A 22,590-nucleotide genomic window follows, 5' to 3' on the forward strand; every position below is an offset into this window, starting at 1 on the left:
ATTATCGTCATTACGAAGTCTGCACTTCCGGTATTGAGAGTAAACTCGTTTTACTAAGTGAGACCTTTGCTATAGAACACGTGACTGTCATTGTGATCCAATACAAGTTGAATCCAATGTCGTTAAACATTCTATAGCACAGGTCTCTATTTTTGTATTAATTTAAAAGGAGTTGTGCAACATGGATGTGAGTTTAATCCTGCCCTACTTATGGGTGCTCTTCGTCTTAGTGTTCCTCGAAGGGCTGTTAGCTGCTGATAACGCGGTCGTTATGGCAGTCATGGTGAGACATTTACCACCTAAACAACGTAAAAAAGCACTGTTTTACGGCTTGCTTGGTGCTTTCGTATTTCGTTTCATCGCATTGTTCTTAATTAGTATTATTGTTAATTTCTGGTTTATTCAAGCCTTAGGTGCCGTATACTTACTTTATATGTCAGGTAAAAACTTATATAATTTCTTTAAAAATAAAGATGAACATCCGCATGAAGTGGGCGACGATCACCACTTTGATGACAGCGGACAAGAAATTCCTGTCAGTGCAGGTAAATTCTGGGCAACCGTATTTAAAGTTGAATTTGCAGATATCGCCTTTGCGATAGACTCTATGCTCGCAGCGATGGCCATCGCAATGACATTGCCAACCGTAGGCATTCAATTTGGTGGCATGGACTTAGGTCAATTTATCGTCATGTTCTTAGGTGGTATGATTGGTGTCATCTTAATGCGTTTTGCAGCGAACTGGTTCGTGGACCTACTCAACAAATATCCTGGTTTAGAAGGTGCAGCCTTCGCAATCGTAGGATGGGTAGGTGTGAAACTGGTCGTGCTTGTCCTAGCACATGAAGACATTGGTATCCTACCACACGACTTCCCACACAGTGCACTATGGCAAACAATCTTCTGGTCTGTCATGATTTTACTTGTGCTCATTGGATGGTTAACATCACTACGCCACAACAAAAAACAAAATAGCTAATCAATCAAACTCGTTATAGGTTGGTTTTTAAGCGTTGCTTCATATCAATGAAGTAACGTTTGAATCTACTTATGACGAGTTTATTTTTTATCCGTTTAGATAATGATTTAATTAAGCAAAGTTCGTGCGTCTATGGCATAATATAGGGATAGAACAAATTTCATTAATAATGTGACCACATCTTTATGTGTCAGAAGTGTATCGTGTGATACATAGTGGTCAATGCAGAACGAGGTAAGGAGGATTTTTGGTGGATAGAGATAAGAAACATGTGATACCTAGATCACAATATCGCCGTAAGAGACGTGAATTCTTCCATAATGAAGAGCGTGAACAACGCATTAAAGCAAATCAGCGTGAAAAAGAAGCTTCAGCTGAACGTGAGCGTCAATTAGCTGAGAAGAATAGAGCACGTTTAGCTGAAAATGAAGAAAAAGCACGTATTGAAAAATTAACGCAAGATGATCATGCATCTCGTGATGATCAAACGGATTACATAAATGAAACAGATACGCCATCAGACCAAAAACGTGTCCCATATTCAAGTGTTAATGATACCGATGATATAGAAGATACACTTACTGGTTCAGAAGGAGACACTGTTGAGACAGCGTACCAATCAACGGACCAAGAACGAGAAGCGGAATCAACGCTAGATCAAGAGGCTGAAGATTCTGTAGAAGCGACACCAGAAGAGACCCATTCATTTTCAACCTCAGAAGATGAAGAAGTAGAAAATGAGGAGATTGAACGTCCTGTCGAACACGAAGATACACCACACCGTTCAAACGAAGATACAGTAGATGTGCGTGAAGACGCTAATCAACAAACGTTTGAGCATCGGGATGAAGACGATGCGATCGGTGCAGCAATTGCGAATAATAAACGACGCAGCACATTGAATGTTGATGAACGAGCGACTGAACCGACCGATGATGCGTTAACTCAAACTCGTGCGGATGAAGATGCACAGTTGGACACACCTTCAGATCAACAGCGCACGCCGTATAGCAGTATTCATAACAACAAGGATACTGCAGCAGGTGAGAAAGCACAGAGCGCAAAAACACAAAATCCGCGTACGCCATTATTCGGTAATCAAAAAACCGATAAAAATGAGGAGCGCCAGTCCGAATTTGATATGACTGACATTTTAGAACGCGTGAAGGCTTTCTTTAAAAAACATTGGTTTAAACTCGTCATTGCGTTAGGTGTCATCTTATTGTGTCTGTTAATCTTCTTAATCTTTAATAATGTGAACCACAATAACGATAAGCCGAATATTTTCAGTGATGATGGAGACAAAGAATATACTGAAACGATGAAAAATGCTAATAATGCCGTAGATTCAGTCGTGACAGTAGAAAACAATATATCTGACGATCAATCTTCTGCAGAAAAAGAAACACAAGACACCAAAGAGGATGACGAACTTGGTTCTGGTGTCATTTATAAAAAATCCGGTAATATCGCCTATATTCTTACCAATGAACATGTTGTCGGCTCGCATAAGAAACAAAAAATCACTTATGACGAAAAAGATACAGCTATTGGTGAAGTCATCGGAAAAGACAAAAATTCTGATGTCGCAGTCGTTAAAGTGAAACTCAAATCAGATAATAATGTGAAGAAAATGCCTATCGGTGATTCAAAAGCACTCGTCTTAGGTGAACCGATTATCGTGGTCGGCAATCCATTAGGTGTTGATTTTAAAGGTAGTGTCAGCGAAGGTATTGTTTCAGGTTTAGATCGCCACGTACCGGTTGACGTCGACAAAGATGGACAAGACGATGAACTCATTCATGCGATTCAAATGGATGCCCCTGTGAACCCTGGTAATTCAGGTGGTGCAGTGATTGATAACAAAGGCAAACTCGTAGGTATTGCTTCCCTAAAAATTGATATGGATAATGTAGAAGGCATCGCTTTTGCCTTACCGATCAATGACGTGATGGATATTGCGAAAGAGTTAGAATCTAAAGGAAAAGTGACATATCCAGAAACAGGCGTTAAAATAGCGAACGTCGCAGATTTAGATGATAGCGTGAAATCTAGTATGAACATTCCAGATGATGTAAATGGTGGGGTCGTTGTCGGAGAAGTGAAATCAGATTCTCCTGCTTCTAAATCTCACTTGCAAAAAAATGATGTCATAGTAGAATTAGATGGGAAAGATATTGAAGACACACTAAGATATAAACAAGTGATTAACCAACATAGAGAAGATTTAAATACATTAGATATGAAAGTCTATCGAGATGGCAAACTTAAAAATATGAAACTAAATCTGAAATAGTGTTGAGGTGAATTCGTATTGTCCATTCTCAATCAGTTATTAAGGAAATCTAGTCCTCAACAAGGGATTGTGATGTATTACTTATTTGCAATCATCGTGGCGTTCTTATTGCTCAACTTACCATATGTACATAAACCTGGGGTGGATGTAGACCCACTAGATTCCTTATTTCTCGCCGTTTCAGGTGTCAGTGTCACTGGATTATCGCCGGTGAATATTGCAGATACGTATACCATGTTTGGCCAAATCATCATCATGGTGATTTTAAATATCGGTGGTATAGGTGTCATGGCGATTGGTACGCTTCTCTGGGTGGTTTTAGGTAAACGTATCGGTATTAGAGAACGTCAATTAATCATGTTAGACAATAATAAAAATAGTATGAGCGGAACCGTGAAACTGATCCTCGATATCGTCCGTACGATTCTCTTTATTGAACTTGTTGGTGCGATGTTGCTCGCATTTTACTTTTATAAAGATAATCCAGATTTGAAATATGCCGTGATGCAAGGTATCTTCGTGTCTGTTTCGGCAACGACGAATGGGGGATTAGACATCACTGGTAAATCACTCATCCCTTATGCGAATGATTACTTCGTACAGACGATTGTCATGTTCTTAATTATTCTTGGTTCGATTGGTTTTCCTGTACTGTTAGAAACAAAAGCTTATATTAAAAATAGAGTGACAAATTTTAGATTTTCTCTGTTCACTAAAATTACGACAGTAACTTATTTTGGTCTATTTATTTTTGGTATCATTGTTATTTTAATTTTAGAAAACAATCATGTTTTCGAAGGGATGAGTTGGCATAAAAAATTATTCTATGCCCTGTTCCAATCAGCTACAACAAGAAGTGCGGGATTACAAACGATCGATGTGAATCAGTTTACTGATGGAACCAATATGCTCATGAGTTTACTCATGTTCATCGGTTCTTCACCAAGTTCAGTAGGTGGTGGGATTCGAACAACTACATTTGCTATCTTGATTTTGTTCCTACTCAATTTTAACAACACCAATGAACGTTCATCGATCAAAGCATTTAACCGTGAAATTCATATTTCAGATGTGCAACGTTCATTTGCTGTGTTTATCATGGCTACGATTCTTACATTCGGTAGTGTGATCGTCATGCTCGTCTCTGAAGGCGAACAGATGTCATTGATTCAAATTTTCTTTGAAGTCATGTCCGCATTCGGTACGTGTGGTCTTTCACTAGGTGTGACAGGCGATTTAACCGAAGTATCGAAAGTGGTACTCATGATTTTAATGTTTATCGGTCGTGTTGGTTTAATCTGCTTCATCATTATGATTGGCGGTCGACGTGAACCAGATAAATATCACTATCCAAAAGAACGTATTCAAATCGGTTAATTCATTTAAAATAAAGTGATTCATTTCAATCATTGAAATCATAGACCCTCATTGTTCAGTAAAAATGTGCAATGAGGGTTTTATTTGTAAATTACAAAAGAATGTGAGTTATAAAATTGCATCACTCGTGATACACTAAAATAAAGCGGAGGTGCGGAGATGGCTAAAAAAGAAACGATAAAAATTGATGTCATAGCAACGTCTGACATGCATAGTCAGTTTTTAAATGGGCCTCATGGTTCCAATATTTATCGTGCAGGAACCTATGTCAAAGAAGTACGTCAAAAAAATGATAATGTGTTATTACTTGATAGTGGCGGAACGCTCGCAGGATCAATTGCTGCTTTTTATTATGCAGTGGTTGCACCCTATAAACGACATCCGTTAATTAAATTGATGAATGCGATGCAGTACGATGCGAGTGGCATTAGTCCAAAAGAATTTAAATTTGGCTTGTCATTCTTTTCAAAAGCCGTGGCATTATCAAGATTTCCTTGGCTATCTGCTAATATCGAATATGCGCAGACGAGAGAGCCTTATTTTTCTACACCATTTACGACAAAAATTTTCAACGGGGTAAAAGTTGCGATTATAGGTCTTACATCTGAAGGTTTAATGGATCGTGAATACTTTGAACTCGAACCTGAAGTGCGTATTGAAAAGATGCTCACATCTGCCAAACGTTGGATTCTTTATATTTATGAAAATGAAGCACCTGATTTCCTCATTGCGATATACCATGGGGGATTAGATCGTTTAAGTCAGTCGCACGTCGATCGTGCACTCAACGCAAATGAGGCTGAAAAACTCATCAAAAGTGTAGGGGTCATTGATTTATTAATTACCGGGCATCAACGACAAACATATATTGGTAATGATGACAAAACAGTCTATGTACAAGCAGGTCAGAATGCTGAACAATTGGTCCATATCGAGTTAAGTTTTATCAAACATACGACGTCATACGAGCTTGAGCAAGTGACGCCCCAAGTCATAGATTTAAATGAATATGAAGAAGATGACATGTTATTGAAAACAACGCATTATGATCGAAAAGCGGTTGAGTATTGGAGCGAAGAATGTGTTGCAGCGAAGCCAGTGGACATGCACATTGAAGGGTTAGAAGACGTCGTAACAGCACCTCATCCGTTCACCCAACTGTTACAAGACAGTATACAAACCGTTTATATGAATACGATAAGCTGTGTCCATATGCCTAAAAATGGGGAGCATGGTTTACAAGGGATGGTCACAAATAATGACATTTATGACGCGTGCCCACATCCTGATTATCCAGTAGATATTACGATTAAAGGACAAGACATTAAGAATATACTTGAATACAGCTATGCGCACCTCGCATTTAATGAGGGAAGACTCAGTTTAACGATTGTGGATGAAACGTTGTGTACGTTCTGGCAAGGGTTCGAGTACCACATAGATATGAGTGCACCACCATATCAACGTGTGACGCTAGAAGGCATTCAGTTAGATCATAATTATCGTGTGACGATGACAGATTACTGTTATCGTAGCTTTAAACATATGTTACATGATGCCTATATCCACCATATATCAGATACGACACTCGGTGAATTAATCGCTGATCAACTTCGACAATCAGACTATACACCGCAGCTCAAAAACAACTTTACCGTACATCATTAATACATGAAAAAAGACAGCCTAAGCTGTCTTTTTTTTACTGGTTGGCATGAGTACGACATTTTTATCCGTGAATGCTTCAATCGTTCCAGAAGTCTTCAACTTGAGAGAGGATGTCACTCGCACTTAATTGAGTTGCCTCATGTATAGGGGTTTGGGTATGTTCTAGGAAATATTTAACTAAATAATAGCCACAAGTATAGCCAGCCGCATGTGGAAGTCCTACAGGTCTGCCTCCACTTTGTACAGTCATGTCATCGCCATATAAATAAGGCATCGCTTCAAATAAATTGTTAATATCTAAGTGTTCTTTAATGATAGGTTTGACTTTTTGCTTCAGAGTTGCTTCGTCTACGTTTTTCGCCCATGGTCCAACGACGTCTGAGCCATATAATGTTTCTACAAAATTTTCAGCTAGGCCGTCAGATACGATGAGTTCCGCTAAAGAACCACCATCCCATTGAACAAATTGATATCTAATATTATGATTCATTTCGTGTGCGACCGCTGATTTCACACGTGCTAACGTATAATCATTAGGAACTAGGGAGATAAAGAGGTAACCAGGGATACCACCATCACCACTGTAATTGTTGTTGAGAGACATTGCGGGCTTTTGCGCATCTCCGAGAAAGGCAGAGAACGTATATGTCTCAACAGTTGGATGAACATCGTGATTTTCAAAATAATCGATCGCGTCTTGCATCCCATTTTCACACTTTTCCCAAAATGAATCATTGAATTGTTCTACTACTGGCAGATGAGATGAGTTAAGCGCATCTGCAGCGATATGCATGGAATTATAAAATGAGATGACATCAAACCCATTGATTGGTTGATCAAAAGGGATGTGCTGTATTTCAAATTTTTCTTTAAAAGGTTCCAATAACTTTGATTTTAAATAGGCATTTTTTTCTTCTGGTGTATCCAGATCATGAATAATCGTTTGATAGACGTCATTGGAATGAATGATGTTAAATTGTGACATGTGTCTACACCTCCAAATATAGTATACACAAAAAATAATTTAGCCAATGTTAAGATTAAATGACATATTTAACAAAAAAGGGAAGAAAAATGCGGGTTTTTAATATGAGCTAAAAAAAGAATTCAATGTTGCGTAGTAGAATAGAGGTGTATTCAAGAGGGGAAAATATCATATTTGGAAAGTTGATCTCTGTAGTGAAGTAGGAGTTGGAGAATTAGCCATGTTTAAATAAGGGCATCGTACTTATCGTGATGCTCATAGAGAATTTGCTAGATAAAAAGTACGTGTCAGATATGTGTCAAAAAAGTTCAATTCCGCTATTTTTTGGCACAAAATAAAAAGCCTAAAACCTTGTCATATCAAGGCTTTAGACTATCTCGAAAATATCAAAACGGAAACGGAGGGATTCGAACCCTCGCGCCGCTCTCGCGACCTACACCCTTAGCAGGGGCGCCTCTTCAGCCAACTTGAGTACGTTTCCATATGGCTCCACAGGTAGGATTCGAACCTACGACCGATCGGTTAACAGCCGATAGCTCTACCACTGAGCTACTGTGGATTAATCTGTTGAATATGTATCTCTTATCAAGCACAAATATAATTATAGCAACTACAGTGAATTTTTCAAGAGGTAAAGTTAAAAAAATTAGCGGAATATTTACACTAAATTAATATAATACTCCGCATTTTTTGGTTTTACATGGAAGATTCACAATGGGATAACATGGAAGAGGTAGCTACTTTTTCTCTAATATTGAGTATTTGGCTAGCGCTTCGTAAATATTAAGTTGAGGCTTGGAATAGTCAATGGGAGCATCGGGGTCAAAAGTCGTGACGCGGGCGAGACGGTCCATCATATAGTAATAGAAGACAGTGTTGAGGAATTGGTGATTGATGCTGTGTGCTGAGACGTTGAGCGTTAATGTTTGTTTATCGACAAAAGTGATTTTACATTTTCTATCTTTAAGTGGTTTAATCGATTCAATGTAGTGAATATTAACCCACGCGTTTTCTTGCTTTCGGTCTGAGTGAGTAGGGAAGAAATAAGTAGGAAATAGAGGTGTAAATAATAACGGTGGTTTACTAGTGATGCCGGTAATACGAATCGTATCTTCTTTTTTGTAGGCGTAGGTGCTACCGTAAAAACGGCAAGAGCGGTCAATGATCTTTTGCGTACGTTCTTTGACGGTTAATGGCGTATCGTTATACTTTAATACGGTAGTCCTTTCAAACATATCGTGGACTGATTCACTAGGGATTAAAGCCATATCTCCCTGTTTAATGACATATTGGAAATTCATGTAAATTCCTCCTTTTCGGATAGGGTGTAAATTAATAATATATGAACGACATCGTAAAATCAAGGCATAAATTAAATTATTATTTCAATATAACGCAATTTAAAATTAGCAAAAAGATCACCTCATTATTTTAAAAACTGTAACCTTTTTGACGATACGAAAGTACTAAATAAATATCTGAAAATTCATTGATTTCAAAACATATAAGATGTATACTATTTCTATACAAATTGAGTAAGGAGGAGACAATATGGAACACTATACTTACGCACACAGCAATCAGCTTGAACAAATGATTAAAGAAGTCAATGAGATTGGTGTTGGTTATATCATTGAAGAAGCGTTGCGCAATGTGAGAAAAAAAGAGTTAGAGGCTTACATTGATGAAGCGCTCAAAAATAAAAATAGCGAGGATTTTAATCGTTATGTCACAGAATATCATCAATTGGAGGATCGTCTTGATGATTAACTCGTGTTTGCACCAATCATTGAATGAATAAAAAGGTCTATTTCTATGCGACAGTTCACATCAGAAAATAGACCTTTTAATTTTGTTATATTTTGCTTTAAGACATTAAGCGAATCAATTCGTGGCGATCGATATCACCAAAGTATTGATATAAATCATAATGTGATAACGCCTCTTTAATACTATCAAAATCATGCAATGTACCTTCTAAGGCATGTTCTAAATCAGCTACGTTATCTTCTCCAAAGAAATCTCCGAAAATTTTAGCGTGTTCGATACGTCCTTTTTTCACGTCGAATTTAACTTGTACGAAGCCTTTTTCAAATTTTTCTTCACGTTCAAAATTGTAGTTTGGATTGTGTCCATAATTCCAATCCCATTGTTTATATTTACTTTGGCTTAATTCCTCGATTTTTTGCCAATCTTCATCAGTAAGCACATATTCTTCAGCACCAGCTTCTCCAAAGATTGATTTCAAGATAATTTGTTTGAGGGTCGCGATATCCATCGGTTCATCTAAAAATTCTTCTAAATTAGCGACACGATTACGCACGGATTTTATCCCTTTTGATTTGATTTTCGCAGGATTCACACGCAATGCATTTTGAACCTCATTTAAGTCACTATTTAACATGAGTGTCCCATGACTAAACATTCTATCTTGGACTTTCACCATCGCGTTTCCTGAAATTTTCGCATTACCAACTTGAATATCGTTTCTACCTGACATTTCAGCATTGACACCTAATGATTTTAATGCCTCTACAATCGGTTCAGCGAATTTTTTGAAGTTATGGAAACTGTTACCGTCATCATCTGTGATGAAACTAAAGTTTAAGTTTCCAGTATCGTGATAGACAGCACCGCCTCCTGAAATACGACGTACGACTTCAATGTTATGTGCATCGACATACGGTTTGTTTACTTCTTCAATCGTGTTTTGGTTTTTCCCAATAATAATGGAAGGTCGATTCACATAAAATAGAAAATAACTGTCATCATTTGGCAAATATTTTAATACATATTCTTCGATTGCCAAATTGAGAGTTGGATCTGTGATATCGTGATTACTTACAAATTTCATAGTGCTCCACTCCTTTGCCTTTTATATAAGCCCTTATGTTAGTTATGCTATATTTTATGTAAAAATGCAACGATTACACCACTGTTTTTCAAAAGAAAGTATAATCCTTGAATGTTTTAAATTTACAATGATATTTGTTTATTTGTTAGAATGTTTTTAGTACAATATTATCTAGTTAGCACTTTGAGGAGGTTAGAAAATGACTGTAGCAGAAGTAGGAGATATTGTAGAATTTTATGACGGTTTAAGAGGCCGTGTAGAAAAAATCAACGATAACTCAGTCATTGTAGATTTAACTATTATGGATAACTTCAATCAATTAGATCTACCTGAAAAAACGGTGATTAACCATAAAAGATATAAAATAGTTGATCAAGAAGGATAAAAACATGAAAAAAATCTCAAAAGCTTTAATATGGTTTATTCTTAGCTTCATTGTATTTCACATCATTCTCATTGTTATGTGGGGTGAAAAACAAGAGTACTGGTACTTATATACTGGTATTATGCTAATTGCTGGCATCAGCTACGTTTTCTATCAACGAGATATAGAATCCAAACGGTTACTAACGTCAATCTTTATCGGGCTAGTAACAGCACTGATATTGATTGCGATCCAGCTAATATTAGCTGCGATTTCATCAGAAATCAAATATACGTCATTAATTCGAGAACTATCAAGAACTGGTGTTTATTATAAATGGCAAATGTTTGTGACGTTAGTATTTGTGATGCCATGTCATGAGCTTTATATGAGATCCGTTTTACAGCGTGAGTTAGATAAACTGAATTTCCCAGTATGGTTAAGTATCATTATTACAGCATTGTGTTCTGCATCACTGTTCATTTATTTAGATAGTATGTGGATTGTGATTTTCATTTTCTTAGTACAACTCGTACTATCATTGAGTTATTTTTACACGAAACGCATTGCTACAACAATTGTCGCTCAAATCGCTGCTGTCGTGATCTTATTATTATTCCACGCTTAGCATAGATTTGAAGCTCAACAAACTGTTCGATACTGACGCTTAACGCGTGCAAACGTCAAACCGATATATACATCACTCCATATAGAGAAGCTAAGGTGAACCTTAAAGAGTGGTTACGTTCTTATACTTTGCATATGAGGAGATGAATCCGACTACTGGATTGATCTCCTCTTTTTTTATGTTGTAAAAAATGTGCGCGAGTCACGTATGAGCTCAGTTTGAAAATACTTTGGCCTTGTCCATCTGTCTTAAATGATTCGATATATAAGATATCCCAATGATAGGAGGGGAAGTCTTATGATGAATTACGATATTCATGTGATGAATTTGTATCAGTTGTTGTATTCAGGGAATCATCAACTCATGTATGGCTTATTTATTTTAATGTTTGTGGACATTGTCACAGGTGTGCTGAAAGCTTTCTATTTAGATGAATTATGGAGTCGGCGTGCCATGTTAGGCTACATTAAGAAAATAGCATACATTTGTGTGCTCATCGTGACGAATCTGATTGATATTATCTTTCATTTAAATGGGTTACTCATCAATAGTTCAGTCATGTTCTTTATCTTAGGGGAGGCGACAAGTATTTTAGAAAATGCGATCGCCCTGGATGTCCCTGTACCCGAGTCAGTTAAGCAACGTTTAAATGTTCAAGCTAAGAAAGGGGAACGTTAAGATGAAACAGTTTTTAGATTATTGGAATGAGGTGCCCGTTTATCGACAACTTTTACCGAAGGGTTCGAGGAGTTCAGGTCAAAGGATGACGACAGGTCAACCGATTTTCGCGTGTTTCACGACACAGGTAATATCAATAGTACGGCACAGAATAACGTTGACTATTATATCAATACGTACAATATTGATATTTCACTTACTGCTTCTGCACATCTGTTTGTCGATGATCAGGAAGCAATTCTCTGTATTCCAACGGATGAGAAGGCATGGCATGTACGGTATGAAACGACCCAAGATGTGAAATGGTATGGCTATCATGCCAATGATGCGGCGATTGGATTAGAAGCTTGTTATTTTACGAGTCGTGCGCGCTCGCTCAAATCACTTGATAATGCCTGTCGAGTCATGGCTGCACTATGTCAATCTTGGAACATTAATCACTGGAATCACATGCCAGGTCATCAAGATTTACAGCAAGATAAACAAGATCCAGGTAATTTGTTAGCTGCATGTGGGTATCGCAGACATGATATGATAGTTATCGATCAGACTGTAGCAAAATATTTATAGCAATTTCAATCAAATAGAGAAAGCCTCCTACAACGGTGATGTGAATGTCATGTAGGAGGCTATTTTTATACATATAATCATTTAACAGGTGATGATAGTTTCTTCCGTGAAGCGTACGTTAAAATCGTGTACTAGGCTGATTACTTTAGATTAGTTGAGGGAGTCATATATACTGGAAATGTAACACAAACTAAAAAGATAGAGGGATATTTATGATTAGAAAGGCCGAAGCAACGGATAAGTCCGCTTTAGCAGAACTATATTACATCATTTTAGAAGAACTCGAAATCGAACATGTCAGAAAAATTGAAAAATCTCGTTTGATCGATGTACTTGAACAAAGTATTGTCGATGTGAACTATCGAGGTCATTATAGTCACGCTTGGGTGGATGAAATCGATGGAGAAGTTGCAGGCTGCTTAGTTGCTTATCCAGGTAAGGATGAGCGCCGATTAGAAGATGCATGGATGCAAATCGATATGGATGACGATATTCGTGAATTAGGTCAACCCATGCCGCTAGAAGAAGCAAACGATGATGAATGGTATATCGAAACTGTCGCAACATTTCCTGAATATAGAGGAAGAGGAGTTGCTACAGGATTGATTAAACATGTCGTGAACGAACATCCTGAGTACAAATGGAGTTTAAACTGCGATGAAGAAAATACCAATGCATTAAGATTGTATAAAAAATTAGGCTTTGAACGTGAAAGTGACATTGATTTATACGGTCACCTTCATCACCATATGCTGTTAAAATAATATAAAATAAGAGGTTGAGACATGGGCTGTTTAGATGAAACAACTCGTCTCGACCTCTTTTATTTTGAATCAAATACCTGCTAAGAGTCCGCTAATATAAATACCTAGGGCATAAAGCAGACCAAATATCGTGTTGGTTTGACCTGTCGCAGCCATCGCTGGCATCATCGTTGCAGGTTTATCATTTTTCTTGAAGCGGTTAATGACTTTAATAGGCATTGGGAAGGATAGTAATACGAGTAAGTAGAATAATGATCCTTCGATTTTAAACAATGCTGTAAATACAACCCAAAGGTATGCGATGATATACATCGCAGCCATTACGATGATAGATAAACGTTTACCGAGTAAAATGGGTAGGGTTTTACGACCTTTTGCTTTATCTTTAACACGGTCACGAATGTTGTTCGCCATGTTGATTAAACCAATCGTAATGACAATTGGGATACTCATCCATACGGCATAACCATCAAGTACGCCCGTTTGGATATAAAACGAAATCAAAATAATAATCATACCCATGAAGAGACCTGAGAAGATCTCACCGAGTGGCGTCCATGATATTGGGAACGGCCCACCAGTGTATAGATAACCCACTGCCATGCACACAAGTCCAACAGGTAAAATCCAGAGCGAACTTTGAATCGCTAGAAAAATACCGATGAGTGCTGCAACAATGTAGAAGGCAATGGCTAAGTTTAACACTTTTTGCGGCGTCATATCCTTATTGACGATGGCACCCCCAATCCCAACTGATGTCGGATCATCCAATCCTTTTTTAAAATCATAATATTCATTAAACATATTCGTCGCAGCTTGAATCAGTAAGCAAGCGAGCAACATGCCTAAGAATAACGTCAGTTTAAGATGTTCTTCACTGCCTAAGAGGAACAATTTGGCTGTAGCCGTACCGACTAAGACTGGAATGACTGCAGCAGTTAAGGTATGGGGTCTCATGAGTTGCCAATACTTACGCACAGTAGAATACTGTTGATATTGAGAAACCATTATATAATTACCTCTCATCTATTAGTTTGTTTAATTTATAAATCAAATTAATTTTAATAGAAGAACTATGAAAGGTCAATCATGCGACCAGTAACCATAGATTCACGGCAGATACTAGTACTGTTTGTGTTAAAAATGATATAATTTTATAATGAGTATAATTAGAAATACGAAAGAAGTGACATGAATGACGGTGGAAGTCAAAGTAGACGAAATTACCGAAGCTGTATATGAAAGTAATCGAAAATGGGTTTCTGTAGAAGCTGAGTTAGACTATGCCTTAAATCCAGTGACACTTTTTCAATTAACAGAATCAGACTTTAATGATCGATTTTATTTTCGAAAAAATGATGACAGTATGTCATTTTTCGGCTACAAAGCACTTAAAAAATATAAAAATGATGTAGAAAAGAAACAATCTATCTTCCACGAATGGGAAAAAGATAGAAAAGATATTTCATTCATTCATCCATGTTCAGAACAGCACCATCTTAAATTATGTGGGGGCTTTCAATTTTCTGCGCATAAATCAGATGATGAGTGGAGACAGTTTGGCATCAATCACTTCATTTTACCTGAAGTATTAGTAACGATAAAAGGTGACCATTCTTATATCACGTATACTACAGAACGTGAAACATTTGATATCGACGACTTTCAAGCCATTATTTCTCACTTAACGTCTACAGTTGAAACAACACCTGAAGACATGGGGGCAATCAAAAAACAAGATGACATCTATAAAGATGAATGGCGTGATTTAGTACAACAAACCATCGAACAATTAGATGAAAGTAAAAAAATCGTGTTAGCACGTCGTCGTTTATATTTATTTGAGAAACCGATTTATATTCCAATTATTTTACAACGCGCATTACAAAATGAATTCAATAGCTATATCTTCATTTTAGAGTCCGGCGATAGTATTTTCTTCTCACAAACACCTGAACAACTCATGGAAGTGAACGACAACGTCTTATCTACGAAAGCAGTGGCAGGGACAATTAAACGGACGCATGATGAGGCAAAAGACCAAGCGAACGTCAATGCTTTCTTAGAAGATGAGAAGAATTTAAATGAGCACCGTTTTGTCGTAAAAAGCATCTTGAATGATATCGAGGATTATGTAGAAGATGTAGATTATAACGACAGTCCAGATATTCTAAAAAATGATTCCATGTACCATCTTTACACTGAAATTAAAGCGCTGTTAAAAGATGGATCATATATCGGATTGTTAGATCATTTACATCCAACACCTGCGCTAGGTGGTTATCCGAAAGATGAAGCGGTAGATTATATCGAACAGAATGAATTTGGGACAAGAGGCTTATATGGCTCTCCAGTTGGCTTTATCGACATATATAACAACTGTGAATTTATCGTTGCCATACGCTCTATGTTAATTAAAGGGAATCAAGCCACATTATTTGCAGGTTGCGGTATTGTGAGTGACTCTGTTGCGGACAGTGAAGTCGCTGAAACAGCTGTGAAATTTACACCGATGATGCGCGCGTTAGGAGTGGAAGATCATGACAACAACTAAACATATTGAAGCGTTAACGAAAGAGGTCTTCACGTTTGTATCTGAATTGTATGCGTATGGCGTACGTGAAGTCGTGATTAGTCCAGGATCTCGTTCAACCCCGTTAGCGATTGCCATTGAGGCGCATCCTGCGATGAAATCATGGATTCATCCAGACGAACGCAGTGCTGCCTTCTTTGCGTTAGGTTTAATTAAGGGGAGTGGACGTCCGGTTGCCGTATTATGTACGTCAGGGACTGCAGCTGCGAACTACACACCAGCTGTTGCTGAAAGTCACATGAGCCATTTACCGTTAATCGTGCTCACGAGTGACCGACCACATGAACTAAGAGGTATTGCTGCACCTCAAGCGATTAATCAGAGTCAAATGTTTGCGAATTACGCTGCATTCCAATTTGATTTTCCGATTGCTGATGAAGATCAACCCCGTTATATTGTCGAAACGGTACAATTCCAATTACAAAAGGCAAGTCAATATTTTTACGGACCACATCGCGGACCGATCCATTTCAATATTCCATTTCGCGAACCGTTAACGCCTGATTTAACGATGACTGATTGGTTAACGACTGAACGAAAAACCATTCCGCAGTATCAAAAAACAGCATCGTTTGATCGTTTGAATGCATTGTTTAGAAAGGAACGCGGGTTAATCATTGTCGGAGATATGCAACATCAGGAAATCGATCAGATCTTTATCTTTGCGACCATACATGAAATGCCTATTTTAGCGGATCCTTTAAGTCAGCTAAGACAATATGATCACCCAAATGTCATCACGACGTATGATTTATTACTACGTGCGGATTTACCGTTAGATGATGTACAGTTTGTGATCCGAGTAGGAAAACCAGTCATCTCGAAAGCGTTAAACCAATGGTTGAAAAGAACGGATGCTTATCAAATTCTCGTACAAAATCATGATGAACCTGGCAGTTTTCCAGTGCCGCCACATGTGACATATGAAATGTCTGCCAATGACTTTTTCAGAGCGTTAGCAGACCAACCCGCGAAACGCAGACATCATTGGCTCAGTCAATGGCAACAGTTGGAAAAACAAAGCCGTACTGAAGTGCAACGTCATATGAAACAAGCGACGGACGAAGCGGCATATATCGATCGTTTGTTGAAAAAGTTAACGAAAGACGATCATTTGTTTGTCAGCAACAGTATGCCAATCCGAGATATTGATAACTTATTAATCGACTGTAAAGCGAATGTCTATGCGAACCGTGGTGCCAATGGTATCGATGGTGTCGTTTCGACCGCTTTAGGTATGGCTGTACACAAGAAAGTGACCCTTCTCATTGGAGATTTGGCATTTTACCATGATATGAACGGTTTATTAATGTCCAAGTTGAACGATATTCCATTAAATATTATTTTGCTTAATAATGATGGGGGCGGCATCTTTTCTTATTTACCACAACGTACGGCAGCGGAAAATTATTTCGAGCGCTTATTTGGTACTCCCACAGGTTTAGATTTCAAACATGCAGCGTTATTGTATGATTTCACGTTTGAGCGTATTGAATCATTACAAACGTTTGAAATGACGCAGTTGTCATCCTTCGGGGCACACATCTATGAAATCGTTACTGATCGTGATGATAACCACGCACAACATCAGGTTTTATATCAGAAGTTAGGTGATTTGATACATGCTTTATTATAATTTTTACGAGGGGCCTGAATCATCATCCCAACTCCTTGTGTTACTACACGGATTTATCAGTGATCAAACGACGTATGAGCCTTTTATAGAAGGGTTTACTAAACATTGCCATGTACTTGCGGTTGATTTACCTGGACATGGCCAAGATGAATCAGATGCAAACGAAACGTGGGATTTTCCTTTTATTGCAGACTCATTAGATGAAACGTTGGCTCAATTTGAGCGTTATGACATTTATTTACAGGGATATTCTATGGGAGGTCGTATTGCACTTTATTATGCATTATATGGTAAAATTGCATTAACTGGACTCATATTAGAAAGTACGTCACCTGGTATCCAGAGCGAGGCAGATCGGGAAGAACGTCAAAAGGTCGATCTTGCTAGAGCTAAAGTGTTAGAAATAGCAGGGCTAGAAGTCTTCGTTAACGATTGGGAGAAACTTCCGCTATTTTATACACAAAAACAATTACCCAAAGCACAACAACGCGCCATACGTGAGCAACGTTTAAGTCAGCAACCAGAGCGTTTAGCAAAAGCTTTAAAGGATTATGGGACAGGATTTATGCCTGATATGTGGCCACAACTCCCACAATTAAAGGTACCAACATTATTAATGACCGGAGCATTAGATCAAAAATTTACCCGCATTGCTAATCAAATGATTAAGGAGATTCCAGATGCACAATTAGAGCAGATTCCTGATTGTGGCCATACGATTCACGTGGAAGATGCTTCGAGATTTGATAAAATGGTATTAAGCTTTATAAATTAAGGAGGACAAACATGACAAGAACATGGGAGGCAATTAAAGAATACAAGGAAATTAAATATGAGTATTACAATGGTATTGCTAAGATAACGATTAATCGTCCAGAAGTACGCAATGCATTTACACCTAATACCGTACAAGAAATGTTAGATGCCTTTAGCCGAGCTCGTGATGATGAACGTATCGGTGTCATCGTATTAACTGGTGAAGGAGATAAAGCATTCTGTTCAGGAGGAGATCAAAAAGTACGTGGTCACGGTGGCTATGTCGGTGATGATCAAATTCCGAGATTAAACGTGCTAGATTTACAACGTTTAATTCGAGTTATTCCTAAACCAGTTATCGCGATGGTAAGAGGATACGCCATCGGTGGCGGTAACGTATTAAACGTGGTTTGCGATTTAACGATCGCTGCTGATAATGCGATTTTCGGCCAAACAGGACCTAAAGTAGGTTCATTTGATGCTGGCTATGGTTCTGGCTACTTAGCACGTATCGTCGGCCATAAAAAAGCACGTGAAATTTGGTATTTATGCCGTCAATACAATGCACAAGAAGCACTTGAAATGGGCTTAGTAAATACGGTTGTGCCATTAGATGAAGTCGAAGATGAAACTGTAAAATGGTGTGAACAAATCATGCAACATTCACCAACTGCTTTACGCTTCCTTAAAGCTGCGATGAATGCTGATACAGATGGACTCGCAGGCTTACAACAAATGGCCGGAGACGCAACGTTATTATATTATACAACAGATGAAGCTAAAGAAGGTAGAGACGCATTTAAAGAGAAACGCAAACCTGATTTTGACCAATTTCCGAAATTCCCATAAGTAAAGTTAAGCTTAAAAGCGATTGTCAGCTTAGAATTTAACTTGACAATCGCTTTTATTTTATGTCTAAAATGGCTCATAAAATTTTATAAAAAAAGTCTATCCATTTATATAGTTTTTATCATTAATTAATTGGTATTTATTTTCATTTAAATATATTTGACACTTATAAATATACGTACTATATTAAACTAAACGAGGTGAGTGTATATGACAAATCAATACGATGACGAAATGAGAAAAGAACTCTGCTTCTTAATCTATGTTTCACATAAAGAAGTAGTAAATCAATTCAATCAGTATTTGAAACAGTATGATATTAGTTTTCCTAACTATATCGTGCTCTTGTATTTAGATAATGACAGACCGATTTATGTTAAGACACTTTGTAAGGAACTTTATCTAGATTCTGGTACGATTAGTCCGATTATCAAACGATTAGAGAAAAAAGAACTGATTAATCGCGTGCGTACCCAAGAAGACGAACGCCGTGTACAAATTCATTTAACTGAAAAAGGTACAAAATTAAAACAAGATTTTAATAAAATTTCAAGACATGTCTTCGGTCAGTTCAAAATGAGTGAAGAAGACGCAGTAGAATATTATAGAATACTACGTAAATTCACAGATAATAATATTATTGAAAACGCTGATAAAGAAGACTAAGTTGAGCCACAGTTAGACAAGGTGATTGCTTCAAATTGATACAAAAGAGATTAAGTTCAGTGAAACGAACACAAAGGGACAATATGTATTCATAAAAAAGCGCAGTTGAAAGTGTTAAGTTGACTTTCAATCGCGCTTTTTATTTTTGATTCTTTTTAAGAGTCGTTTAGCTCGAGTTCCATAGCAATTTTGAAACGCAAGAACGCATCGATAGGTCGTAAAGGTTTCGATTTTTTCTGAGTTTAACGATAAGGCGGCCTATACGTCGTATATAAGCATTGTTTTACCTATTTCAATCCGAACTACGGTTTTTGAACTTTGTCGGATAGCGGGTACTTAAATAACGTTCTAAGCGATCCATCCCTTCTTTAATAGATTCTAAGTCATAAGCATATGAGATACGGACATGGCCTTTGCCTAAATCTGTAAATGATGAGCCTGGCACCATAGCGACATGAGCCTGTTCGAGTACGTCGACGCAGAAATCAAAATCATTATCGGTGTAGTAAGAAATGTTAGGGAAGATATAGAATGCGCCTTCAGGTTGTGCGTCGAGTTGGAAACCTAACGCCTGAAGTTTTTCACTCAAGTAATTTTTGCGTTCAATGTAAGCCTCGTTCATCGCTTGAGGTGCAGTGATCCCTTCTTTTAAAGCAGCAATTGTCGCGTATTGGGCGGGTACATTTGCACAAATACAGTTATAAGCATGTGCGAATGTGAGCTTTTCAATCAAATAGGAGGGCCCTAACAAGAAACCAATCCGTATACCAGTTGCAGCGTGTGATTTACTCAATCCACTAATTAATAATAATTGATCCCTGATCTCAGGAAATTGTGCAAAAGAGACATGGAGCTTAGAAAATGTATTTTCAGCATAGATTTCGTCACTTAATATAAATATCTCATGTTGCTGCAATGTACGAGCTATGGAGGCGGCGTCTTGATAAGAGAGCACCACCCCAGTTGGATTCGATGGATAGTTTAATAGGATGGCTTTGGTGCGTGAAGTGATATAATGCTCAATCGCTTGTGACGTTATTTTATAATTCGTCTCTGACGTATCGATAAATACAGGTGTCGCACCTAACATTTCAATAAGTGGAATATAGCCTGCATAACTAGGGGCAGGAATTAACACCTCGTCGCCTTCATTTAAGATACTACGCAACGCAGTATCTAACGCTTCTGAAGCGCCGTTTGTAACGATGATTTCTTCCTCTGAATCATACGTAAAGCCGTAACGCGATTCGAAATATTGACTGATAGCTTCTCTCGTTTCCAACAAACCTTTGTTGTGAGAATAAGCCGTTTGATCTTGTTCAATCGCTGTAATATACGCTTGTTTAACCACGTCTGGCATTGGAAAATCAGGTTGTCCTACTGTCAAATTGATACAGTCATCGATGCCTTTCATACGGTTTGAAAATTGTCGAATACTTGGCGGTCTCAAGTATTTAGAATATGTATTTAATGCGAGTTTCAACGGGATCACCTCATTTGTTGCTTTTTACTGTCCAAAAAGATGGATTGAACATATATAAGATCATCTTTTAGAAAATATAAAGACCGATCTTTATTGACTTAATTTTTTAATAATTCTCATTTTATCATAGAGAGAGATAGATAGGGAGTTAAAACGTTTATAGTTAACTGTGGGGTTCATTTTCAGTAGAAAGATGGTGAGGAAAAATAATTATATGAAAAGAGGGCTGAGAGATGAAGCCCTCTCAGCCCTAGATAGATATCATTTGTGTTAACCTTTAAATTTCGATGGTTTCTGCAATTGGATGACGGGATTCGTCCATTTACATACAAAGCGACTGGATAGTATAAGTACGATGATTAGTGACGCAACGATTAAGTAAATGTAGGTGAGGGGTGATGTCGGATCTTTAAATGGATGTAAGCCTAAACCTCTAACTAAACCAATCACAATTCCGTGTAACAGATAGACTTGCATAGTTCTTCGTCCGATATACGTGAACCATTGCGGTTGTTCTGGCATCAAATTAAAGAATGAGAACATGGTCAGTAAGATGACGCCATATAATAATAGTCGTTTGATTGGACTGTAAATACTATTTTCTGCTTCGCCTAATGAAACGTATGGAGTACTTCCTAACAACCAATCTGAGTTAATCGGATAGAAATAATAAAAGACAAAGAATCCGACTAGAATAGTGATTGATACTGGCAACCATTTTTTATTTCTCAACTGTTCTGTATGAGATCGATTAAATAAATAACCGAGATAGAAGATAGGGAAGAACACGATTGTACGTGAAAAACTTAAATATGAATTAATATCTTCTGAATAACCAACCAAGAGAGAAATGATGATTGCGACTGGAAAGACGATGTATGGATTGAAATCTTTCACGATCACTAAGATGACATGGAAGAAAAATAACGTTAATAAGAACCACAAGGCGAATTCTGGATTAAACGGATCAAGCGTCAACGTATCATTTTTACCTGTGAAATAATAGTAGAATGAAAAGAACACAAAGAATATGAAATAAGGAACTAGTAATTTTTTCGCAATCTTTTCTAAATAGCCTTCTTTTCCTACATTTTTCGCAAAATAGCCTGATATAAAGAGGAAACCAGGCATATGGAAACTATATATGAGTAAATATAGCGCAGTTAAGTCTGAGTTACCTTCTGTATAAGGCTGTAATAAATGGCCGAAGACGACTAAATATATTAAAAATGCACGGATATTATCAAAATAATAATCTCTTTGTGCGACGTTACTCATAGTGTGACTCCTTTGTGGCGCAGTATATATATAATTTATTATAACTATCAAAAGAATTACAACAAAATGATTCAAGATGTTGAAAATAAATATTGTATATTGTTATGAAGCCAATTATAATATTAAATAATTATGAATGATGGGTGAAATTATTAAACAAATGGTG

The 22,590-nt window shown here is 37.4% G+C and carries 21 protein-coding genes and 2 tRNA genes; 15 read left to right on the forward strand and 8 right to left on the reverse strand.

Annotated features, from left to right (window positions below):
- Positions 1–181: 181 nt before the first annotated feature.
- The 4 genes from APS80_RS01380 to APS80_RS01395 all read left to right on the forward strand — a co-directional run bounded on the left by APS80_RS01380 (position 182) and on the right by APS80_RS01395 (position 6,320).
- A complete protein-coding gene (locus APS80_RS01380; protein WP_059106492.1) occupies positions 182–979 on the forward strand; it encodes a TerC family protein in 798 nt (265 codons plus the stop codon).
- Positions 980–1,226: 247 nt separating this feature from the next.
- On the forward strand, positions 1,227–3,275 hold the full coding sequence (locus tag APS80_RS10960) for a S1C family serine protease (protein WP_420853815.1): 2,049 nt from the start codon (positions 1,227–1,229) through the stop codon (positions 3,273–3,275).
- A gap of 18 nt (positions 3,276–3,293) precedes the next feature.
- Positions 3,294–4,652 (forward strand): TrkH family potassium uptake protein, encoded by a 1,359-nt coding sequence (locus APS80_RS01390; RefSeq protein WP_059106494.1) that lies wholly within the window; start codon positions 3,294–3,296, stop codon positions 4,650–4,652.
- Between the two features lie 159 nt (positions 4,653–4,811).
- On the forward strand, positions 4,812–6,320 hold the full coding sequence (locus APS80_RS01395; protein ID WP_059106495.1) for a bifunctional metallophosphatase/5'-nucleotidase: 1,509 nt from the start codon (positions 4,812–4,814) through the stop codon (positions 6,318–6,320).
- Positions 6,321–6,396: 76 nt separating this feature from the next.
- Here APS80_RS01395 and APS80_RS01400 read toward each other — a convergent pair whose 3' ends face one another.
- The 4 genes from APS80_RS01400 to APS80_RS01415 all read right to left on the reverse strand — a co-directional run bounded on the left by APS80_RS01400 (position 6,397) and on the right by APS80_RS01415 (position 8,606).
- Positions 6,397–7,305, reverse strand: a complete 909-nt coding sequence (locus APS80_RS01400; protein WP_059106496.1) for a DUF2268 domain-containing putative Zn-dependent protease — start codon at positions 7,303–7,305, stop codon at positions 6,397–6,399.
- 392 nt (positions 7,306–7,697) lie between these two features.
- Positions 7,698–7,786, reverse strand: a tRNA-Ser gene (locus APS80_RS01405).
- A 3-nt stretch (positions 7,787–7,789) separates the two neighbouring features.
- Positions 7,790–7,864 (reverse strand) — tRNA-Asn (locus APS80_RS01410).
- A gap of 178 nt (positions 7,865–8,042) precedes the next feature.
- Positions 8,043–8,606 carry a competence protein ComK gene (locus tag APS80_RS01415; RefSeq protein ID WP_059106497.1) on the reverse strand — a complete coding sequence of 188 codons (564 nt, stop codon included), beginning with the start codon at positions 8,604–8,606 and terminating at the stop codon, positions 8,043–8,045.
- Between the two features lie 250 nt (positions 8,607–8,856).
- Here APS80_RS01415 and APS80_RS01420 point away from each other — a divergent pair, with 250 nt between their 5' ends.
- On the forward strand, positions 8,857–9,075 hold the full coding sequence (locus APS80_RS01420) for an IDEAL domain-containing protein (RefSeq protein WP_059106498.1): 219 nt from the start codon (positions 8,857–8,859) through the stop codon (positions 9,073–9,075).
- Positions 9,076–9,172: 97 nt separating this feature from the next.
- Here the strand turns inward: APS80_RS01420 and lplA are convergent, their stop codons facing one another.
- Positions 9,173–10,159 (reverse strand): lipoate--protein ligase, encoded by a 987-nt coding sequence (lplA, locus tag APS80_RS01425; protein WP_059106499.1) that lies wholly within the window; start codon positions 10,157–10,159, stop codon positions 9,173–9,175.
- A 199-nt stretch (positions 10,160–10,358) separates the two neighbouring features.
- On the opposite strand from lplA, the gene APS80_RS01430 reads away from it, so the two are divergent.
- The 5 genes from APS80_RS01430 (at position 10,359) to APS80_RS01450 (ending at position 13,163) form a co-directional block, all read left to right on the forward strand.
- Positions 10,359–10,544, forward strand: coding sequence for a YkvS family protein (locus APS80_RS01430; RefSeq protein WP_059106500.1), 186 nt, complete (start codon positions 10,359–10,361; stop codon positions 10,542–10,544).
- A gap of 4 nt (positions 10,545–10,548) precedes the next feature.
- Complete coding sequence (locus APS80_RS01435; protein WP_059106501.1) at positions 10,549–11,151, forward strand: CPBP family glutamic-type intramembrane protease; 603 nt, start codon at positions 10,549–10,551, stop codon at positions 11,149–11,151.
- A gap of 297 nt (positions 11,152–11,448) precedes the next feature.
- Positions 11,449–11,829, forward strand: coding sequence for a phage holin family protein (locus APS80_RS01440; protein ID WP_059106502.1), 381 nt, complete (start codon positions 11,449–11,451; stop codon positions 11,827–11,829).
- Positions 11,830–11,940: 111 nt separating this feature from the next.
- A complete protein-coding gene (locus APS80_RS01445; protein ID WP_059106503.1) occupies positions 11,941–12,399 on the forward strand; it encodes a peptidoglycan recognition protein family protein in 459 nt (152 codons plus the stop codon).
- A 212-nt stretch (positions 12,400–12,611) separates the two neighbouring features.
- The gene (locus tag APS80_RS01450; RefSeq protein WP_059106504.1) at positions 12,612–13,163 is read left to right on the forward strand and encodes a GNAT family N-acetyltransferase; all 552 of its coding nucleotides are present in this window, start codon (positions 12,612–12,614) and stop codon (positions 13,161–13,163) included.
- Positions 13,164–13,232: 69 nt separating this feature from the next.
- Here APS80_RS01450 and APS80_RS01455 read toward each other — a convergent pair whose 3' ends face one another.
- Complete coding sequence (locus tag APS80_RS01455) at positions 13,233–14,171, reverse strand: 1,4-dihydroxy-2-naphthoate polyprenyltransferase (protein WP_059106505.1); 939 nt, start codon at positions 14,169–14,171, stop codon at positions 13,233–13,235.
- A gap of 187 nt (positions 14,172–14,358) precedes the next feature.
- On the opposite strand from APS80_RS01455, the gene APS80_RS01460 reads away from it, so the two are divergent.
- The 5 genes from APS80_RS01460 (at position 14,359) to APS80_RS01480 (ending at position 19,663) form a co-directional block, all read left to right on the forward strand.
- Complete coding sequence (locus tag APS80_RS01460) at positions 14,359–15,717, forward strand: isochorismate synthase (RefSeq protein WP_059106506.1); 1,359 nt, start codon at positions 14,359–14,361, stop codon at positions 15,715–15,717.
- A complete protein-coding gene (menD, locus tag APS80_RS01465; RefSeq protein ID WP_059106507.1) occupies positions 15,704–17,392 on the forward strand; it encodes a 2-succinyl-5-enolpyruvyl-6-hydroxy-3-cyclohexene-1-carboxylic-acid synthase in 1,689 nt (562 codons plus the stop codon). The genes APS80_RS01460 and menD overlap by 14 nt, the downstream gene beginning before the upstream one ends.
- Positions 17,379–18,167 (forward strand): 2-succinyl-6-hydroxy-2,4-cyclohexadiene-1-carboxylate synthase, encoded by a 789-nt coding sequence (gene menH / locus APS80_RS01470; RefSeq protein ID WP_059106508.1) that lies wholly within the window; start codon positions 17,379–17,381, stop codon positions 18,165–18,167. The genes menD and menH overlap by 14 nt, the downstream gene beginning before the upstream one ends.
- An 11-nt stretch (positions 18,168–18,178) precedes the next feature.
- A complete protein-coding gene (menB, locus tag APS80_RS01475; protein WP_059106509.1) occupies positions 18,179–18,997 on the forward strand; it encodes a 1,4-dihydroxy-2-naphthoyl-CoA synthase in 819 nt (272 codons plus the stop codon).
- Between the two features lie 210 nt (positions 18,998–19,207).
- The gene (locus APS80_RS01480; RefSeq protein ID WP_059106510.1) at positions 19,208–19,663 is read left to right on the forward strand and encodes a MarR family winged helix-turn-helix transcriptional regulator; all 456 of its coding nucleotides are present in this window, start codon (positions 19,208–19,210) and stop codon (positions 19,661–19,663) included.
- A 292-nt stretch (positions 19,664–19,955) separates the two neighbouring features.
- Here the strand turns inward: APS80_RS01480 and APS80_RS01485 are convergent, their stop codons facing one another.
- Together APS80_RS01485 and APS80_RS01490 are read right to left on the reverse strand one after the other, a co-directional pair.
- Positions 19,956–21,146, reverse strand: a complete 1,191-nt coding sequence (locus tag APS80_RS01485) for an aminotransferase class I/II-fold pyridoxal phosphate-dependent enzyme (RefSeq protein ID WP_059106511.1) — start codon at positions 21,144–21,146, stop codon at positions 19,956–19,958.
- 270 nt (positions 21,147–21,416) lie between these two features.
- The gene (locus tag APS80_RS01490; protein ID WP_059106512.1) at positions 21,417–22,424 is read right to left on the reverse strand and encodes an acyltransferase family protein; all 1,008 of its coding nucleotides are present in this window, start codon (positions 22,422–22,424) and stop codon (positions 21,417–21,419) included.
- Positions 22,425–22,590: the final 166 nt, after the last annotated feature.

Source organism: Staphylococcus auricularis (assembly GCF_001500315.1).
GTDB lineage: Bacteria > Bacillota > Bacilli > Staphylococcales > Staphylococcaceae > Staphylococcus > Staphylococcus auricularis.

Bases quoted from the DNA above. Each gene is read 5' to 3' on its own strand.
- APS80_RS01380 (WP_059106492.1), top strand. From the start codon at position 182: ATGGATGTGAGTTTAATCCTGCCCTACTTATGGGTGCTCTTCGTCTTA.
- APS80_RS01395 (WP_059106495.1), top strand. From the start codon at position 4,812: ATGGCTAAAAAAGAAACGATAAAAATTGATGTCATAGCAACGTCTGAC.
- APS80_RS01400 (WP_059106496.1), bottom strand. From the start codon at position 7,305: ATGTCACAATTTAACATCATTCATTCCAATGACGTCTATCAAACGATT.
- APS80_RS01415 (WP_059106497.1), bottom strand. From the start codon at position 8,606: ATGAATTTCCAATATGTCATTAAACAGGGAGATATGGCTTTAATCCCT.
- APS80_RS01420 (WP_059106498.1), top strand. From the start codon at position 8,857: ATGGAACACTATACTTACGCACACAGCAATCAGCTTGAACAAATGATT.
- lplA (WP_059106499.1), bottom strand. From the start codon at position 10,159: ATGAAATTTGTAAGTAATCACGATATCACAGATCCAACTCTCAATTTG.
- APS80_RS01430 (WP_059106500.1), top strand. From the start codon at position 10,359: ATGACTGTAGCAGAAGTAGGAGATATTGTAGAATTTTATGACGGTTTA.
- APS80_RS01435 (WP_059106501.1), top strand. From the start codon at position 10,549: ATGAAAAAAATCTCAAAAGCTTTAATATGGTTTATTCTTAGCTTCATT.
- APS80_RS01440 (WP_059106502.1), top strand. From the start codon at position 11,449: ATGATGAATTACGATATTCATGTGATGAATTTGTATCAGTTGTTGTAT.
- APS80_RS01450 (WP_059106504.1), top strand. From the start codon at position 12,612: ATGATTAGAAAGGCCGAAGCAACGGATAAGTCCGCTTTAGCAGAACTA.
- APS80_RS01455 (WP_059106505.1), bottom strand. From the start codon at position 14,171: ATGGTTTCTCAATATCAACAGTATTCTACTGTGCGTAAGTATTGGCAA.
- APS80_RS01460 (WP_059106506.1), top strand. From the start codon at position 14,359: ATGACGGTGGAAGTCAAAGTAGACGAAATTACCGAAGCTGTATATGAA.
- menD (WP_059106507.1), top strand. From the start codon at position 15,704: ATGACAACAACTAAACATATTGAAGCGTTAACGAAAGAGGTCTTCACG.
- menH (WP_059106508.1), top strand. From the start codon at position 17,379: ATGCTTTATTATAATTTTTACGAGGGGCCTGAATCATCATCCCAACTC.
- menB (WP_059106509.1), top strand. From the start codon at position 18,179: ATGACAAGAACATGGGAGGCAATTAAAGAATACAAGGAAATTAAATAT.
- APS80_RS01480 (WP_059106510.1), top strand. From the start codon at position 19,208: ATGACAAATCAATACGATGACGAAATGAGAAAAGAACTCTGCTTCTTA.
- APS80_RS01490 (WP_059106512.1), bottom strand. From the start codon at position 22,424: ATGAGTAACGTCGCACAAAGAGATTATTATTTTGATAATATCCGTGCA.